The organism is Anaerotruncus sp. AF02-27, from assembly GCF_003465835.1.
Classification (GTDB): domain Bacteria; phylum Bacillota; class Clostridia; order Oscillospirales; family Ruminococcaceae; genus Anaerotruncus; species Anaerotruncus rubiinfantis.
Map to the genome: position 1 here is coordinate 1 of NZ_QSBX01000009.1, position 14,132 is coordinate 14,132.

The window sequence follows — 14,132 nt, forward strand, 5'->3', positions numbered from 1 at the left end:
AACTCCAGCACAGGATCACGCACAACCTTGTGTGGCCCTCCCCGCATACTGGCTGGGAGCATACGGTTCATCGGGTATTTTGACCCCGGCGCGCCTTCCGCACGTTTCCGTGCTGCGCATAGCATCTCGCGTTCTCCGGCGGCATTCACTGTACCGCATCCGGTTCATGCACCCTTTGCGGCATATCAACACTTTGTCTTTCCGTCAATGCTCGCCTGGATCTGCGACAAACTGTATAACAGGCTCTGTTCCGAGCGGTAAAGCCCTTTAATGCGCTTTTCCAGTTCGTCTCGTTCTTTCCCACATAAGCCTTTCAAGCTCGCTTGCAAAGTCTCCCTGCGCTTCCTGATGGGCTCTAATTGGCTGAGATATTCGATTTTCAGTTCTTCGAGATTTTTCATAAGTAAAATAAAAAGAGCCGGTCAACTACCAGGCTTCTCCTGATAGTTAATCGGCTCGTCGGCTCAATGGCTCATCGGCTCTATGTATTGGATTTTATGCTGATAATCTGCTCTCTTTGCGGACACCGTTGATTTTTGCACTTAAAGGGCAATTCTCGGATTTCCGTTGTCGGCTTTACCGGAAATGCCTTCTTCCCGCATTTGTCGCAATAATACCATCCATTTTTGATCATATCTTTCTACCTCATATTGTACCATATATCCAAATTAATTGCAAGTGTGTTATATATCTTGTATTTGTTCGATCATTATGCCGCCGTTTGGCCCCTTCTTCGGGAGCTTGCCCTTAAAATCTCGCGGGACAAGGCGGTATTCGTCGACGAGTTCTCCCCACCCCAATGTGTCCATCTGGAACAGTTCAATATTGTCCTGAACCTCTCCGTTTCCATATCTCCGGCGAACCAACACCAAGCAAACATTTGCCCAGCCTTCGGCTTCCAAATCTATATAGTTGCTTGTTCCGTCATCTTCTTCAACCTCGACAAGCGCTTTCAGGTGCGCGGGAATCGGCATCATCTGTTTCCATTCCTCTGTCGCAATACCAAGATGTTCATTTTTCACAATTAATCACTCCCTATTTTATGCATGTTAACTTTTCTGTACACACCTGTACACAATAAAACGCCCTTCAAGATATCGAGTTGTACAGCGCAAACGCTCTATCCATGCCGGTTTACTAGCTTTTGTACTCGTTGTACACGCTGTACACACCAATTTCGCAGAGGGATATATATAGGGGAATAGAAAAGAGAGAATTTGTATTATCCTCTTTTATTCTCGCGCGTTATATAGTGTTATTATGTTTTTTAGTGTGTACAGTGTGTACAACCTACTGCAAACCGGCTTCGTGTGCGGGTTTAGCCTGTACACACCAAAAAAAATCAAGTGCGTACAGGTGTGTACTACTGTGTACAGGCTGAACTGTCCTGTACATCCAAATTCAAGCGGTATCCCGTCGTCCTTACTCCGTTGATCCTTTGTTGAAACTGTAGGCGTTTTCCGTTATCCGGTCGCTGGATCAGCCCGCGCCGCGCGAACTCCTTCGCCTCTGCAATCGGGTTGAAGTTCTTCTCGGTCAACGCATCGTTAAAGCAGCTGCCAAGCAGATAAACATATCCTGTCCCGATTATCCCATAGCAGGGATCGGCAAAACTCCTGAAATGCCCGATATTCGTCGCTACCCATCCACAGAGATAGTCCCATGCACGCCCGGTTGTGTCCGCATCCTCCTTTGTCAGAAGGTCTCCGATGATATATTCTCCCAGCTCCTGTGCCCGGATCATTGCCGCGCCTTCCTCCATTCGGAAGATCCAGCATGAAGCATAGAAATCTGCTGTGAGTATCAGCGCCGCCGAAGCGATCGGCTTGTCATTAAAGTCACCCTTTTCCCGTAAAAATCCCTGAAAGCCTTCAAAGGTGTCCCGCATCTCCTGAAGGCCCGCTTTCACAGAGCGCTTTTCTATCAGCCGCCTGATCCACTCGCGGCCAGCGTGCCCATAGTTCGCTTTCACAAATCCAGCCAGCTCCGGCGCATTGTCAAAAATCGGCTGTGCACAGTAAAGCTCAATCGCGCGGCCCATTGCACCGCCCTTTGAGTTGTCCGCCAGCAGCGGTGCTTCTCCGTTCGTAAGGATCGGAATGCGCCAGTGACCGGTTTGGCGAAGGTTGCCGTTGCGGTCTGCCTTTGTCCGTCCCCTCCCCTCGGTCAGGCGGTAAATGATCTTGTCAAAGGCCGTCTGTCTGTCGCTGCCGGATGTCTCACGCTCATCGATTGCAAGCGGGATCGAATGACAAAAGCCCGCGCTCTTTTCAAGCCCGATCTCCGTCGCATTGAAGCTGCGGTAAAGCCGCGCCGGGTCTCCCCACACGCTCATAGCCGCGTAAAGCGCAACTGTTTTCCCCGTCCCGGTGCCGCCCCAGATATGAAGGCAATAGCACAGAGCTTCAAACATCCAGAGCATAGGAGCGGAAAAGCTCGCTGCCAATAGTGCACGGAAGGCCATGCTTTCGGTTCTCGCACCGCCTATCGTGTCGATCCAATCACGATAGCTTCCGGCCCCGGTAACCCCTTCAAACATATCCCGCATTTCATCCTCGCCGTCAAATACACAGTTTTCTGTATAGGGGAAGAACTCTTTTTCACCAATCCAGCCAACCCGCGCAATCGACCTGCGGCGCGGGATCTCCTGGGCGTTCTCCGTTTCGAGATCATGAAGATACTGCACCAGAAATCGGCTGCTTTCACTTGTAACCTGTATGCCGTTGTCTGCCAAAGCAATAATAGCTGTCCGGCTCCCGGATGTGGATCGTTTTACGGGGATCTGTTTCCACCTCCAGTCGCGGTAAAAGGCCAGATTTAATTTTTCGGTTCCAGTGTCCACGTTCTGCAAACGGTCTGTAATGATGATTGGATGCGGACAGGCGCTTTCCAATCCGTTCTCCCCCACGCGCCAGACACCGCGCCCCACGCCGATATGCCAACCGGGCGGCACGGAAAGCCCCTGCAAAGGGATGTCTTTCAACACGATGTATTCCTCTTCTGGCCGGCTTGCGGTCAGTTCCGTCCTGCGCTTTTTGTCTGTCTGCTCCTTTTTTGCCTTTATCAGCGCGTCAAACTCCCGGGTGAACTTTTTTTCCTTTGCCACGGCTTTCAGTTTTGCAATTTCACGCTGCCGCGCAATTTCATCCTCCATGTCAAAAAGCGTGTCAAGCAACTCGTCGGGAATCAGCGCGTCAAGCGTATCCGGCTTTCCCTTCAAAACTTCGTCAACGGCTTTCACCGCCGTCCCCGCTTCGACCGGCGGCGATACCTCTGAAAAATTGTCCTTCGCTGTAGGCCGGAAGCCGCTCTGTTTTCGGTCGTAAGCATCCGGTTCGTACAGTAAGCGAAATTCCTTCCAACCATTCCCAGCACATGAATTGTGAAAGCACTTGAACCCGATTGCGCCGCTGTGATGCCTGAAAAGCACCGCATCCTTGCCCTTATGTTCCGGGTTGAACGGGCATCCGTCCTGCAATATGTACCGCGTCCCGTCCGCCGTGTTGATCGTGTCCTTAATCCTTATTCCATGATCTGAAATCCATCGGTCAAGATCAAACTCAAAGCCTCGATAATGCCTACTGTTTCTCATAGGCGGCTCCTGCTTGTACGCCTTCACAAAATCATGAAATATCGCTGTCGGAGTCACTTCGATCTGTTCCGGAACACACAAAACCGCGCTTCTTCGGTGTGGCCGCTCGGCTGTGCTTTGTCCTTTCACCGCCATTGATCCATATAGTTTTGTGATTCGGGCCGCGTTGAACACCTTGAGGTCGACCTTCACTGCGTCGGTGCTGAAAAGCATATCGGCACAGGAGAGCGCATCTTTTAAAAGCTGCGCGTGCGCCGGATCATTCGGCATGTCAATTCGGAATAACAGGTGAAACCCGTTGCCGCTGTCGCAAACAACAGGTTCCTTGAAACCGTGCGCTAACAAAACCTCACGCGCATTTTCCATTGCGCCTTGTGCAAGGGCTTTTTCCGCTTCGGTCGCGCTGATCCCGGCGGCCCGCTGCGGATCAAAATCCATCAGAAACCACCGCCGCCCGGTAATATCTGCATCGCTTGTGGTGTCGCCGTTCCCAGCCTTGTCCATCTTCCCGGCAAGCCTGCGGGCCATTGCATCCGGCACGACCGGGTTCATCACAAAATAGATATTGCCTTTACCATCCCACCGTATAGCAGACTGATATGCTGCGTCAAAGTCGGTAAAGTATCCGCTGTAAATAGTTTTATATGCCCCATCGAGAAGGACGCGCACTTCACACACGCCCTCACAAAAGAGCTTTAAAGGATTGGGCGGCATTGCGCCGCCCTGCATCCCTTTATTCATGCACATCCTCCTCTGCCCTCATCATCGCGCTTCTTCCCGTGCACATAGCGCAAGGTTCCATTTATCCAGATTGTCATAGCTGGAAATCTCAACGCCTCCTACAGGAAGCATTATAAATTCCTCACATGCCGAGTCGAAAAACTCAATGGAGATCTCGCAGTCGTCCGGCACGTGTTCCAATACCTTCATGAGCTCTGTTTTAATCATTTGTTATCTCCCTTCTGACGGGTTTGCAAGCCGCGTTAAGCGGCCTGCGCCCTTCCATTCATCATATTTCATTCTTGATCGATTCGCGCCACTGTGCGCCCTTCTGCGCGTCTATGGGGATTTCCTCAATGTCCCTGAGACCCCCGCACACAATGACTTCTTCTTCGCTGCGGTCACTGAGATATGCGATCACATCTTTCAGCAGGATCTTCGCACGGTACACGTGCCGTTCGTAGTCGCCCGGAAAGCGGGTTGCAAACCAATGGGCGATTGCCTCATTGACCGTCCAGGAATAGCTCAGATCGGCCGGTTGCAGCTTTTTGCCTTTGAATACCCAGGCCCCGCGATAAATGGTGACAAAGCCGTCCTTGTCCGCCAATGGCCGAAGCTCCTTATCGTAGCCTTCCGGTCGGAGCTTTTTCAGCTCCTTCAGATAGCGTTTAATGCCCTTGAAGCTCCGCGCGTTCGTGTAGATGTCAAGCAGGAGATGATACCGCTTGTCCTCCGGGATTTGATCGTGGCAGAGCTTATATGCCTCCAGATCCGTGTAGCCATACCATGAAAAGTTACCAAAACAGAACAGGTGTTCATAGTCGCCCTTCGCCAGACAATCCTTTATGTATTCCTCTTCGGTGATTAGGGTATGTATGGCTTTGTCCCGCTCTGAAAGCTTCTCGAATGCGTCCCGATCCATTGAAATCATTTTGTTACCTGCCTTTCTGCGGCCGCTCTGTCCCACGCTTCGAGACAGTCCCGGCCTATCATGTGAATTAACTCGACTGTATTTACACCAGGCACATGACCAATCGCCTTCTGTATCGTATCCGCCTTGTCTGTCGCCCATGATTCCCAGACATCCCGGTACTTCCCGGCCTTCCCGTCGCTCCATGCTTCTTTGATAAACGGGGTCACAATTTCCATGTAGTCGTCCCTTGTCATCTCCTCTCGCCGCCTTCCTTATGTACATAGAGATATTCGGCCAGCCGGTATAGACGATGCAGGAGCGCCGGGGACTGGATTTTGTCTGTCAGGTCGTGGATTGCCTGTCGCAGTGTTTGAATCTCAGTCATGAGCCGCACCGCCTTTCGCACCCGCTGCGATTACGGTACGGGACAAAGCGTCCGTGATCCTGGCTTGTTTTCTTAAAATCTCCTGTGCGGCACCTAGTAAAGAAAACAGCAGTTCCTTCCGGTCTATAAAAAGTGTCCCTATCGCGGAAGGGGTATCTTCCATAGTTACAAGATCTTCCAATTCTTCATGCAGAACGATCAATAGATTGCCCACATCTTCCTGCTGGCGGTTCACATCTGCCAAAATTCTCCCGATGTTCATAGCGTCTTTCCTCCTTGAAGTTCTTCAATAATCCAAAGCATAGCTAACACGTCATAGAATTTGCGGCAATCGTATCCCGTCAATTCAACAAGCCGCCGATTTCGATCATAAAAAGCATTGGATGAGTAAAAACTTTTCTGCGCTGCCAGCGTCAAATTTAAATTGTTCTCCGCCATTGCCAATACGAGTTCTGCATATCTTGGCTTTTGGGCAAGTAATTCCCTCACTTTTAGCTCTTTACATTCAGGGCGCGGTATGGTACTATGTAGTTGTTCATTAATCGCTGTGCTCGCTTCGTAGTTGCCGCTACGGGCGGGCATTTCTTTTTTCTGCGTCATGGTCTCACACCCACTTTCCAGCATCGGCACACTCGCCAAGAAGCTGCACCGCATATTTGAAGCCAAGAACAAAACCCTGTACCTCTCCAGCGGATTCGGCACGCCCGACCGCATCCTGAAATTCTTTGCGTAAATCCTTGTCAGATACTTTTTCAAGCATCTGGTCAACGCCACCCATTAGGATTCTTGCATTTTCAGTCTTAGGGATCGTGCCGTAGATATCGCCGTTGATAAAGTCGGTGTAGATTTCCTCGAGTTTTGATTGATTCATAATTGATCCTCCTTTTCCTTTCCTGCCTGCCATTTGAACGGCCCACCCTGGGTGTACCAGAGGTAAAACGGGACCGTTGGAACCTTGAAGCTCCTGTAACCATTGGGGCTTTTCTGCCACGGGAACCCAAAAGGGCATTGTCCGTGCTCCATTGATGCGCGTAGGCCATCCGGGTTCACGCCAAGAAAACGGGACAGTTCTGGGACTGGTATGTATTGCGGGTGACGCTTTATAAGCTCGCTCAGCTCGTCCAGCTTTTGTACAACCGGAAGCGGAATTTCAAGTGGGCTTAACATCTTCACCACTCCTTCCATCCAGATATCCGACAATTTCACCGTCTTTGTCAACCAAGCACCTGCGCCCTTCCACATCGGTGGTTATGGTCATGGCGTTTTCAAATAGGCCCGGGAATACTGCTTCAATGGCTTTATGCGCCGCCCGCTGTCCGGCATCGGTGTTGGTGATCCGGTCGAACATGTACTCCTTTAGGGCGTGTGTGAAAGGTGCGTCTGTCGTTTCCTCAATCCATTCGCTGCCGTCGTCGGGATAATCTAAATTGTAGACAAAGGCTAGCCTGCTGAATTCTCGATCCTTTTCGATCAACAGCCGTTCTTTCTTCCAATTCTTCATGCGATGCGATCCGCAAAGGTTGAACAGTTCCTCGTAGGTTGCGCCGGCGTATTGCCAAGAATCCAATAAAAGTGAAACATCTTCGCCAAACCTTACGAGCGCTTTCTTAGTTGTGTCATAAACTTCCTCTTTTTGCAGGATCGCGGCATCCAAGAGAACAAAAGAAATTCCTTGCCGCTCCATCAGCTTCTTTTGCCTCCGGTAATAGCGTAGATCTAAATTCGCCTGGTTCTGTGTGGCCAGCACCGAACGAATCATCATCCGAAGAAGAATAAGCAGCCGAAGATACTCATTTTTTGGATGAATCGTTTCATCTGCCACTTTTTGATAAAGGTCGTCAAAGTGCTCCGCGATCTTGACAGTGGTTTCCTTTGTGTTTAACATCCTTCGCCCCTCCGACTTCTCATCTCTGCCGGTTCAATCCACGCCTCCACAAATTTAATCGCGTCTGCAAGGTCTGACTGCCGGATATCCCGATAACTGGCGACGCCAAAACGATTTTTAAGGTCGCGGTAAATCGCCTGATAGATCAATCGGACACTTCCCTTTACTTGGTCCGGTGGATAAATAATCGCGGCTCGTTCATACGCTTTTCTTCCAACTACGCTTTGAAGGGTTCTCTGCTGACCCGTTTGTAAAGTGATCTGGTTCTCAACCTTGTCCTCAACAACCTCCAACTTCTTTTCCACATAAGAGGTTCGCTCATCCAATTCAAGAATAGCTTGCGTTTGAAGGCGGAGCTGATCGACCGCAGAAAATTTCGATTGTTCCTTGGCTCTGAAATATGTAGCTTCCAGATTGTCGAATTGTTCCCAGGCCTTATCGGTGTCGAGAATCTTGCAGTGCCGGGACGCTCCCCGCTCAGTCCAGAGATAAAGCGTTGAAGCAAATTTGCTAACGCCAATAGCTTCTTCGATATTATCGAAGTACCTTTTAAACTCTTTCAGTGCTTCGCCTTGTAGCAGGAAGTAGTGCGTACCTTCAATAAAATTGTCCTGATGATTGTTGGCATTTTGTTGAATTTGCTGTTCGCTGGCCTCATAGACTTCTGCAAGCTGTTTTGTGGTAAGTAATCTCTGTCCCCTAAATTCGACTGGGGTTAAAGCTGTTGTCATTTTCAAATTCCTTTCTTAATTTTCTGGGCCCGCCTTCATTTTGACCGGCCCGCCGATTTTTCGCAAAGTCCGTATCGCCCGATTTTCAAAATCATACGACACAAAGGTTGATCTAATTGGTGCAGACTGATACTTTGCCGTTTTGCGATCTCTTATTTTCTTCCAAAATCGCAGTATTTCGCCGGATGTTCCGTTGAACCTGCCGAATCTGCCTCCTGAGAACCCGCGCGCCTTCTGCGTCTGCCGTCAACATCCGATCTTCCAGACAGCTCAATTCCGCCCTGAGCGTCCCCAGCTCGGCGGCGCGGTCCGTCTTACGAATTAACATGCTTTTCATCGTTCACATCCCCGCTTCGGCTTCCAAAATTCCTTCAACCTTCGGTTAATCCGTAATCCATTTCGGTAAGCTCCCAGCATGTGCCAGCCGAGCATGTAGCCAAATTCTTGTATTTGTGCATTGCCTTGAAATTTTGGAAGAATTGGCAGAGGTGCGCCCATCGTAACCATCTGCCACAGTCTTTTATCGGTTGTATCAGCCGTAATGCCTGCATATCTTGGGTGTGGCCTTCCCAAAACTCCGGTCAGGTAAGTTGTAAAGTAGCCTTTAACTGCAATCCAGTCTGTCCGAAATGACCAATAGGTATCTTGCAGTCCCACGATTAGGCGGGTCGCAAGAATTCCTTTTACTGCTTTGTTCATAATCGCTAATTCCTTTCCATTATTTTGTACGTTCCATTCTCGTTCACAGGGAGTTTTATTGGACAGTAAAGATGCTAGACTTAGGATGTACCGGAAACCGCGCCCTTTTCATTTATTGCCACCTGATACTTCGCGGCCATCTGCTTGACAATATGTACATAGATTTCAATGAGCTTTTTGTCGTCGCCGATCACGTCAAGCCGGTTCAAATTCTTTATCGTCGTTTTCGGCGCTCCTTCCATCGCCAGCCGTGCCTTTTTATTTTCAAGCCGCCGTTTAAGGTTTACACCGCCCCGGAGGTCCACCAGTTTATAGATTTCTTCATGAACGTCCCTGATGTGCTCGAATCCCCCGAGCTTGTCCGAGATCCGGGAAATCAACGCCTGTGTTTCTTTCCTCCATGATGTTGGATCAAGCGCGATCAATTCGCAGGTGTCATCCAGCTTACGGTTCATGTCCTCAAGCGCCTTTGCCTGCTGCTTCTGCTCAATCTCGATTTTGATGAGATAGCGCAGTTCCGGTGACAGTTCTGACACGTTAGTTTCCAAGGCGATCAACTTTTGCCGGATGGTGTGACCTTCCGGGGATCGCTGGATCATTGCTAATTCTTTTGCCATTTCCAAGGTCAGGAGGTGTTCCGTCCGAGGCTTGCCCGGAAGCCCGTCAGACCTATCCCCCGAAAATGGGGAATAGTCCACATCCTCATAGAAACCATATCCGCACATGTCCTTGAACCAAGTGGAATAATCCTTGCCGATTTTAAGCCGCTCATGAAGCTCTCGCCCAATTACTACCCTTCTGCCGTCCTCCGTTGTGTATACCGGGATAATGTCACTGTTGAATACTGTTAATTTGTCTGTCATCCGTCTCGCTCCTTTCATTTAATCTGAATCTGCCAAGTCCAAAATCTTCCGAATGCTGGCAATGATTTTGGCGGGGGTTGCCTTGCCGATCATAATTCTGCGCAAGTAAGGGCTGTCCAGATATAGCCCTGTGTCCGCGCGAACTTGTTCCATCAGCCATTCTTGCGTCTTGTTTCTGAGTACAAGCTCGAACTTGACTTCCTTTCCGAACTCAGTAAGTTCGGTTTTACACATAAAAACATTACCTCCTTTTCGTCAATTTGTTCATTGACAATTACCCGAAAGTGTAATATATTTAAAGTGAAGTTTTGAAAATATCACTTTTTCGGGTTTCTTTAGCCATACTATAATACTTTTTAAGGTTATAGTCAAGCGTTTTTATAACCCAAAAAGGTGATTCTTCCATTTGTACAAAAAAGGAGTTATATGTATGGCTAATTTGTACGAAAGACTTTCTAGTCTCTGTGCTGAAAGCGGAATCACAGGATACAAGATGTGTGCTGATCTTTCTCTAAGTAAAAACCTTATGACAGAATTAAAATCCGGACGAAAGAGAGGTCTAAGCGCCAAGACCGCTGCTAAAATTGCAGCGTATTTCGATGTGACAGTCGATTACCTGCTCGGAAATGAGGACAACAAAAAAACGCCTGTCCTTACTGAAAAGGACAAGCGCGATATTGCGAAAGAATTGGAGGCCATTCGGCAACGCATGGAAGATGCGGACGACCTTATGTTTGATGGGGTTCCCCTGAGCCAAGAGGCCAAAGAATCCATAATCTCTGCTATGCAAATCGGCATGGAAATGGTTCGCCGCAAGAACAAAGAAAAATATACCCCCAAGAAGTATAAAAAGGAATGATGCTGTTTGCCTAAAAATACAGCTGAATATCTAAGAAAACGGTATCAGACAAACAATCCCTTTGAAATTGCAGATCAACTTGGGATACTCTTGGTTTTTGTACCGCTGGAAGCAGAAACGCATGGTCTTTTCCAGCGCTATAAAAAATCATCCATTATTTATATTAACGATTCTCTCCCGGAGCAAAACAAAAAGTTGGTGTGTGCACATGAATTAGGCCACGCCGTTTTACATAAAGGTCTCAATCGTGTTTTTATGGATGCTCACACGCTAATGGTGCCCGGTAAATTCGAGAAGGCCGCATGGCACTTTGCGGTTGACCTCTTGTGGACTGACGCAGACCTCCGGGAATTCCAGGAGTGGACAATCCCACAGATTGCAAACTACCTTGGAATTTCGGAAGAACTTGCCGAATACCGCATGTTGTCGGTGATTCCGAAATTATACTGATAGCGTTATGTCTCCGTGAGGCGGAAACGTTGAGTGCTGTTGAACGTGTCGTTAAGGGCGACACGTTAGCCGAGTGACTTTTTTGTTGATAGCTGCCCCAAAAATTGGGGAGGTTAACGGGCTGGATTTTCAACCGGTAAATACTGAATTGGATTTTCATGTCAGCGATTACTTTCTTGAATGTTACCCCCCCCAATTTGGGAATTCCATTGAGCGCAATTTTGCGCCCAATTTTGGGCCGAGTGATTTCGGCAAGCGTGCCCACTAGTGGGCATGTTTTTGATAATTCTATCAAAAAGGTTTTAGAATGAAATGAAAGGAGGCGCGACAATGCCCCGGCCAAAAAAAGAACAGCCCAACCACGCGGGCGGGCTGTATGAAGTCAAAATTACCATTGGTAAGACGCTCGACGGCAAGCTGCTGCGCAAGAGCTTTTACAGCTCCATTAGCAAAGACGACGCGCGGCGGCAGGCTGAGGAATGGAAGATCCAGCGGGAAGTGGCGAACCGCACTGGCGTGGGCTTTGTGGACAAAGAGCAGACTTTTGAAAGCTGGGCAAAGACTTGGTTGGAAACATATAAAAAGCCGAAGGTCAACCCCCATACCTACGACTTTACTTACCGGATCAATGTTGAAAAGTATATGATCCCATTCTTTAAGAAAGCCTGCCTGACAGATATTACTCCCGCTATCATTCAGGAATATTTCAACGCGCATAACCGTCTTTGACAAAGGTATAATAATAAATCACAACAAAAACCGAGCCAACCTACACTAAAACGCCACTTTTTGTATCAACAAAAGGGGCGTTTTTTTCATGGCTCGACAGGGAAAGGAGTGGTATCAATCAAAAATTAAAAATGGAAAGGGGGAATATTTTTCGCTGGCCGGGCCGTATGGTCTGGCCTTTTTTCATGCCACAAAAAAGGAGGTTAGCGAATGGCAGATGAAACATTGAACAAGGGCCCGGAGGGAGAAAAGCTCCCGGAGTCCCCAGCCCCGGATGGGCCCGGCGCACCGCCCGCGCCGGAACAGGCCGAACAGGTGACGCTCCCCGGTATGGGCGAGGGCGGCCCTGCTCCGTCTGGTAAGGTCATCAACCTGTCGGATGTGCGGGGTGATGATGATAAGGGCGGCAAGGCTCCCGCCGTTGAAGCGGAAAAGCCGGAAAAGCGCCGGGGCCGTCCGCCAAAGGAACAGGCGGAGCCGAAGTCTCCAAAAGCGGAAAAGACGGCCAAGCCCCGCGCAGGCCGCCCACCCAAGGGGGACAAGGCGGCCCGCGCCGAGGCTCAGCCGTCCACGCGAGACAAAGTGTCCCAAAGTAAAAAGAAAACCCCGGAAAAGGGCTCCGGCGGGATGGGCCCGCCCAAGTCTCCGCCAAAGGGCAAGGCCGGGCCCGTCAAAGCTGCGGCGGCCCCTGTCCCGGAGATCAACCGGCCGCCTACCCCAGCCGAGCCGCCCCGCCCGGTTGAGGAGGGCAAGGTTGTCTATTTGAAATTGTCCGAGCTCCATGCGTTCCACACGTTCCGGGAGCATCCCTACAAGGTGCAGGACGATAAGGCGATGGATGACCTGGTGGGGACGATCAAGGAGCATGGCGTTATGACCCCCGCCACCGTCCGCCCGGAAAAGGACGGCCAGGGCTATGAGATCATCGCGGGCCACCGCCGTCATCATGGCAGTGAACGGGCCGGGCTGGATGAAATGCCCTGTATTGTCCGCAACATGACGGACTTTGAAGCCGTCCGGGAAATGCGGAACAGCAACAAACAGCGCGGGGAGCCCCTCCCCAGCGAGTTGGCCCGCCTGCTGGATTTGGAGGTGGAGGCTATCAAGCACCAGGGGGCCCGCCCCGGCAACAGCCAGGAGGAGCAGGCCCTGGGGAAACGCTCTGTTGAGATTGTGGGTGCGGATCACGATATGAACTATAAAAAAGTCATGCGTTATATCCGGCTTAATTCTCTTGTCCCGGAGCTCCTGGATATGACGGACGCCAAAAAGCTGGGCTTTATGCCTGCGGTGGAGCTGTCCTATATCCGCCCGGAAAACCAGCGATTGATCGCTGTTTCCATTGAGGGGGAGCAGTCCTCCCCCTCGGTCAACCAGGCCAAGCGGCTCCGGGAGCTTGACAAGGAGGGCAAGCTCAACGGCGATGTGATTGACGGGATTTTGAGTGAAGAAAAGAAGGAGGATCGCGGCGTGATTATTTCAACATCTGAACTGTCGAAGTATTTTGGCAAGGAGGTCACTCCCGCCAAAATGAAAGAACAGATTATGGCCCTGCTGGACGACTGGAAAGAGAAACAGCCGCCCGAACTGGCAAAGCCGGAGAAAAAGAACACTCTGGAAAAGTAACGGGGCTTTGCTTCGAGACACTTTGTCCCAAGGTGCCGGGCCCCGGAAAAGCAGGGCTCTGTGGTGATATATCCCCCGTCGCCGGGGATAAAAAAGCACAGTCGGAGGTGGGCTGTCAAGGGGGCGGAACGCCCCGCCGCTTGCGGTGGCTTGCCCTTGACGGCCTGCCCCGGCTGTGCTATCTCCGGCCACGCGGCGGGGGGATATCCTCCAGAGCCGCTCCCTTTCCCTGGATAGGGAAAGGGCGGGGGGATAGGGTTGACCCGGCCCAACAATTCAGTTACGGAGGTTTTGACGATGAAACGACCCCTTGCTTATATTACCGCCGCATGGTGCGGCGATGACGATGACAATATGGAACGGGCGGCGCGGTACTGCCGCATCGTGTACGAGGCGGGCTTTTCGCCTGTCTGCCCCGCGCTGTATCTGCCCCTGTTTCTCAATGATGCGGTGCCGGAGGAGCACAAGAACGGCATCGACATGGCCCGCGACCTGCTCCGGCGTTCCCGTGTGCTGGTGGTGTGCGGCCACTCTATCACCGAGGCGATGAAAAATGATATTGCGGTGGCCCAGCGGCTGGGGATCACAGCGACCACCCTGGACGGCATTTTGACGGTCAAGGGCCAGGGCCGCCACTAACGCGCCGGGCCCAGAGAACGGCGGAACTTGGAGACACTTTG

Annotated in this window: 20 protein-coding genes; 5 read left to right on the top strand and 15 right to left on the bottom strand. The window is 50.6% G+C overall.

Annotation, left to right across the window (positions count from 1 at the left end):
* Window positions 1-683: 683 nt before the first annotated feature.
* The 15 genes from DWV16_RS08790 to DWV16_RS08860 form a co-directional block, all read right to left on the bottom strand.
* Window positions 684-1,022: a hypothetical protein gene (locus tag DWV16_RS08790; protein WP_118478795.1), complete on the bottom strand. Its 339-nt coding sequence runs from the start codon at window positions 1,020-1,022 to the stop codon at window positions 684-686.
* Window positions 1,023-1,363: 341 nt separating this feature from the next.
* A complete protein-coding gene (locus DWV16_RS08795; RefSeq protein ID WP_158572832.1) occupies window positions 1,364-4,333 on the bottom strand; it encodes a DUF927 domain-containing protein in 2,970 nt (989 codons plus the stop codon).
* Window positions 4,334-4,354: 21 nt separating this feature from the next.
* Window positions 4,355-4,540 (bottom strand): hypothetical protein, encoded by a 186-nt coding sequence (locus DWV16_RS08800; RefSeq protein ID WP_118478799.1) that lies wholly within the window; start codon window positions 4,538-4,540, stop codon window positions 4,355-4,357.
* A gap of 61 nt (window positions 4,541-4,601) precedes the next feature.
* Window positions 4,602-5,243, bottom strand: coding sequence for a hypothetical protein (locus tag DWV16_RS08805; RefSeq protein WP_118478801.1), 642 nt, complete (start codon window positions 5,241-5,243; stop codon window positions 4,602-4,604).
* Window positions 5,240-5,479: a hypothetical protein gene (locus DWV16_RS08810; RefSeq protein ID WP_118478802.1), complete on the bottom strand. Its 240-nt coding sequence runs from the start codon at window positions 5,477-5,479 to the stop codon at window positions 5,240-5,242. Before DWV16_RS08810 ends, DWV16_RS08805 begins: the two co-directional genes overlap by 4 nt.
* The gene (locus tag DWV16_RS19770; protein WP_255420059.1) at window positions 5,476-5,610 is read right to left on the bottom strand and encodes a hypothetical protein; all 135 of its coding nucleotides are present in this window, start codon (window positions 5,608-5,610) and stop codon (window positions 5,476-5,478) included. The genes DWV16_RS08810 and DWV16_RS19770 overlap by 4 nt, the downstream gene beginning before the upstream one ends.
* Window positions 5,603-5,872 (bottom strand): hypothetical protein, encoded by a 270-nt coding sequence (locus DWV16_RS08815; RefSeq protein WP_118478803.1) that lies wholly within the window; start codon window positions 5,870-5,872, stop codon window positions 5,603-5,605. The genes DWV16_RS19770 and DWV16_RS08815 overlap by 8 nt, the downstream gene beginning before the upstream one ends.
* Complete coding sequence (locus DWV16_RS08820) at window positions 5,869-6,210, bottom strand: hypothetical protein (protein WP_147349448.1); 342 nt, start codon at window positions 6,208-6,210, stop codon at window positions 5,869-5,871. Before DWV16_RS08820 ends, DWV16_RS08815 begins: the two co-directional genes overlap by 4 nt.
* A 4-nt stretch (window positions 6,211-6,214) precedes the next feature.
* Window positions 6,215-6,481 carry a hypothetical protein gene (locus DWV16_RS08825; RefSeq protein WP_118478807.1) on the bottom strand — a complete coding sequence of 89 codons (267 nt, stop codon included), beginning with the start codon at window positions 6,479-6,481 and terminating at the stop codon, window positions 6,215-6,217.
* The gene (locus DWV16_RS08830) at window positions 6,478-6,777 is read right to left on the bottom strand and encodes a hypothetical protein (RefSeq protein WP_118478809.1); all 300 of its coding nucleotides are present in this window, start codon (window positions 6,775-6,777) and stop codon (window positions 6,478-6,480) included. The genes DWV16_RS08825 and DWV16_RS08830 overlap by 4 nt, the downstream gene beginning before the upstream one ends.
* A complete protein-coding gene (locus DWV16_RS08835; RefSeq protein ID WP_118478811.1) occupies window positions 6,761-7,495 on the bottom strand; it encodes a hypothetical protein in 735 nt (244 codons plus the stop codon). The genes DWV16_RS08830 and DWV16_RS08835 overlap by 17 nt, the downstream gene beginning before the upstream one ends.
* Window positions 7,489-8,226: an ORF6N domain-containing protein gene (locus DWV16_RS08840; protein WP_118478813.1), complete on the bottom strand. Its 738-nt coding sequence runs from the start codon at window positions 8,224-8,226 to the stop codon at window positions 7,489-7,491. The genes DWV16_RS08835 and DWV16_RS08840 overlap by 7 nt, the downstream gene beginning before the upstream one ends.
* Before the next feature lie 333 nt (window positions 8,227-8,559).
* Window positions 8,560-8,925 (bottom strand): hypothetical protein, encoded by a 366-nt coding sequence (locus DWV16_RS08850; RefSeq protein WP_118478817.1) that lies wholly within the window; start codon window positions 8,923-8,925, stop codon window positions 8,560-8,562.
* Between the two features lie 80 nt (window positions 8,926-9,005).
* Window positions 9,006-9,788: an antA/AntB antirepressor family protein gene (locus DWV16_RS08855; RefSeq protein ID WP_158572833.1), complete on the bottom strand. Its 783-nt coding sequence runs from the start codon at window positions 9,786-9,788 to the stop codon at window positions 9,006-9,008.
* A gap of 18 nt (window positions 9,789-9,806) precedes the next feature.
* Window positions 9,807-10,022 (bottom strand): XRE family transcriptional regulator, encoded by a 216-nt coding sequence (locus DWV16_RS08860; RefSeq protein ID WP_118478821.1) that lies wholly within the window; start codon window positions 10,020-10,022, stop codon window positions 9,807-9,809.
* A gap of 196 nt (window positions 10,023-10,218) precedes the next feature.
* Here DWV16_RS08860 and DWV16_RS08865 point away from each other — a divergent pair, with 196 nt between their 5' ends.
* From DWV16_RS08865 to DWV16_RS08885, 5 genes are all read left to right on the top strand, one after another.
* Complete coding sequence (locus tag DWV16_RS08865; protein WP_118478823.1) at window positions 10,219-10,647, top strand: helix-turn-helix transcriptional regulator; 429 nt, start codon at window positions 10,219-10,221, stop codon at window positions 10,645-10,647.
* Between the two features lie 6 nt (window positions 10,648-10,653).
* The gene (locus DWV16_RS08870) at window positions 10,654-11,097 is read left to right on the top strand and encodes an ImmA/IrrE family metallo-endopeptidase (protein WP_118478825.1); all 444 of its coding nucleotides are present in this window, start codon (window positions 10,654-10,656) and stop codon (window positions 11,095-11,097) included.
* 330 nt (window positions 11,098-11,427) lie between these two features.
* The gene (locus tag DWV16_RS08875; protein WP_158572834.1) at window positions 11,428-11,826 is read left to right on the top strand and encodes an N-terminal phage integrase SAM-like domain-containing protein; all 399 of its coding nucleotides are present in this window, start codon (window positions 11,428-11,430) and stop codon (window positions 11,824-11,826) included.
* A 210-nt stretch (window positions 11,827-12,036) separates the two neighbouring features.
* Window positions 12,037-13,452 carry a ParB/RepB/Spo0J family partition protein gene (locus DWV16_RS08880; protein WP_118478829.1) on the top strand — a complete coding sequence of 472 codons (1,416 nt, stop codon included), beginning with the start codon at window positions 12,037-12,039 and terminating at the stop codon, window positions 13,450-13,452.
* A gap of 297 nt (window positions 13,453-13,749) precedes the next feature.
* On the top strand, window positions 13,750-14,091 hold the full coding sequence (locus DWV16_RS08885; RefSeq protein ID WP_117570308.1) for a hypothetical protein: 342 nt from the start codon (window positions 13,750-13,752) through the stop codon (window positions 14,089-14,091).
* Window positions 14,092-14,132: the final 41 nt, after the last annotated feature.

Excerpts from the sequence above, each read along its gene's own strand:
- DWV16_RS08795 (WP_158572832.1), bottom strand. The coding sequence starts at position 4,333 with ATGAATAAAGGGATGCAGGGCGGCGCAATGCCGCCCAATCCTTTAAAG.
- DWV16_RS08800 (WP_118478799.1), bottom strand. The coding sequence starts at position 4,540 with ATGATTAAAACAGAGCTCATGAAGGTATTGGAACACGTGCCGGACGAC.
- DWV16_RS08805 (WP_118478801.1), bottom strand. The coding sequence starts at position 5,243 with ATGATTTCAATGGATCGGGACGCATTCGAGAAGCTTTCAGAGCGGGAC.
- DWV16_RS08810 (WP_118478802.1), bottom strand. The coding sequence starts at position 5,479 with ATGACAAGGGACGACTACATGGAAATTGTGACCCCGTTTATCAAAGAA.
- DWV16_RS19770 (WP_255420059.1), bottom strand. The coding sequence starts at position 5,610 with ATGACTGAGATTCAAACACTGCGACAGGCAATCCACGACCTGACAGAC.
- DWV16_RS08815 (WP_118478803.1), bottom strand. The coding sequence starts at position 5,872 with ATGAACATCGGGAGAATTTTGGCAGATGTGAACCGCCAGCAGGAAGAT.
- DWV16_RS08820 (WP_147349448.1), bottom strand. The coding sequence starts at position 6,210 with ATGACGCAGAAAAAAGAAATGCCCGCCCGTAGCGGCAACTACGAAGCG.
- DWV16_RS08825 (WP_118478807.1), bottom strand. The coding sequence starts at position 6,481 with ATGAATCAATCAAAACTCGAGGAAATCTACACCGACTTTATCAACGGC.
- DWV16_RS08830 (WP_118478809.1), bottom strand. The coding sequence starts at position 6,777 with ATGTTAAGCCCACTTGAAATTCCGCTTCCGGTTGTACAAAAGCTGGAC.
- DWV16_RS08835 (WP_118478811.1), bottom strand. The coding sequence starts at position 7,495 with ATGTTAAACACAAAGGAAACCACTGTCAAGATCGCGGAGCACTTTGAC.
- DWV16_RS08840 (WP_118478813.1), bottom strand. The coding sequence starts at position 8,226 with ATGACAACAGCTTTAACCCCAGTCGAATTTAGGGGACAGAGATTACTT.
- DWV16_RS08850 (WP_118478817.1), bottom strand. The coding sequence starts at position 8,925 with ATGAACAAAGCAGTAAAAGGAATTCTTGCGACCCGCCTAATCGTGGGA.
- DWV16_RS08855 (WP_158572833.1), bottom strand. The coding sequence starts at position 9,788 with ATGACAGACAAATTAACAGTATTCAACAGTGACATTATCCCGGTATAC.
- DWV16_RS08860 (WP_118478821.1), bottom strand. The coding sequence starts at position 10,022 with ATGTGTAAAACCGAACTTACTGAGTTCGGAAAGGAAGTCAAGTTCGAG.
- DWV16_RS08865 (WP_118478823.1), top strand. The coding sequence starts at position 10,219 with ATGGCTAATTTGTACGAAAGACTTTCTAGTCTCTGTGCTGAAAGCGGA.
- DWV16_RS08875 (WP_158572834.1), top strand. The coding sequence starts at position 11,428 with ATGCCCCGGCCAAAAAAAGAACAGCCCAACCACGCGGGCGGGCTGTAT.
- DWV16_RS08880 (WP_118478829.1), top strand. The coding sequence starts at position 12,037 with ATGGCAGATGAAACATTGAACAAGGGCCCGGAGGGAGAAAAGCTCCCG.
- DWV16_RS08885 (WP_117570308.1), top strand. The coding sequence starts at position 13,750 with ATGAAACGACCCCTTGCTTATATTACCGCCGCATGGTGCGGCGATGAC.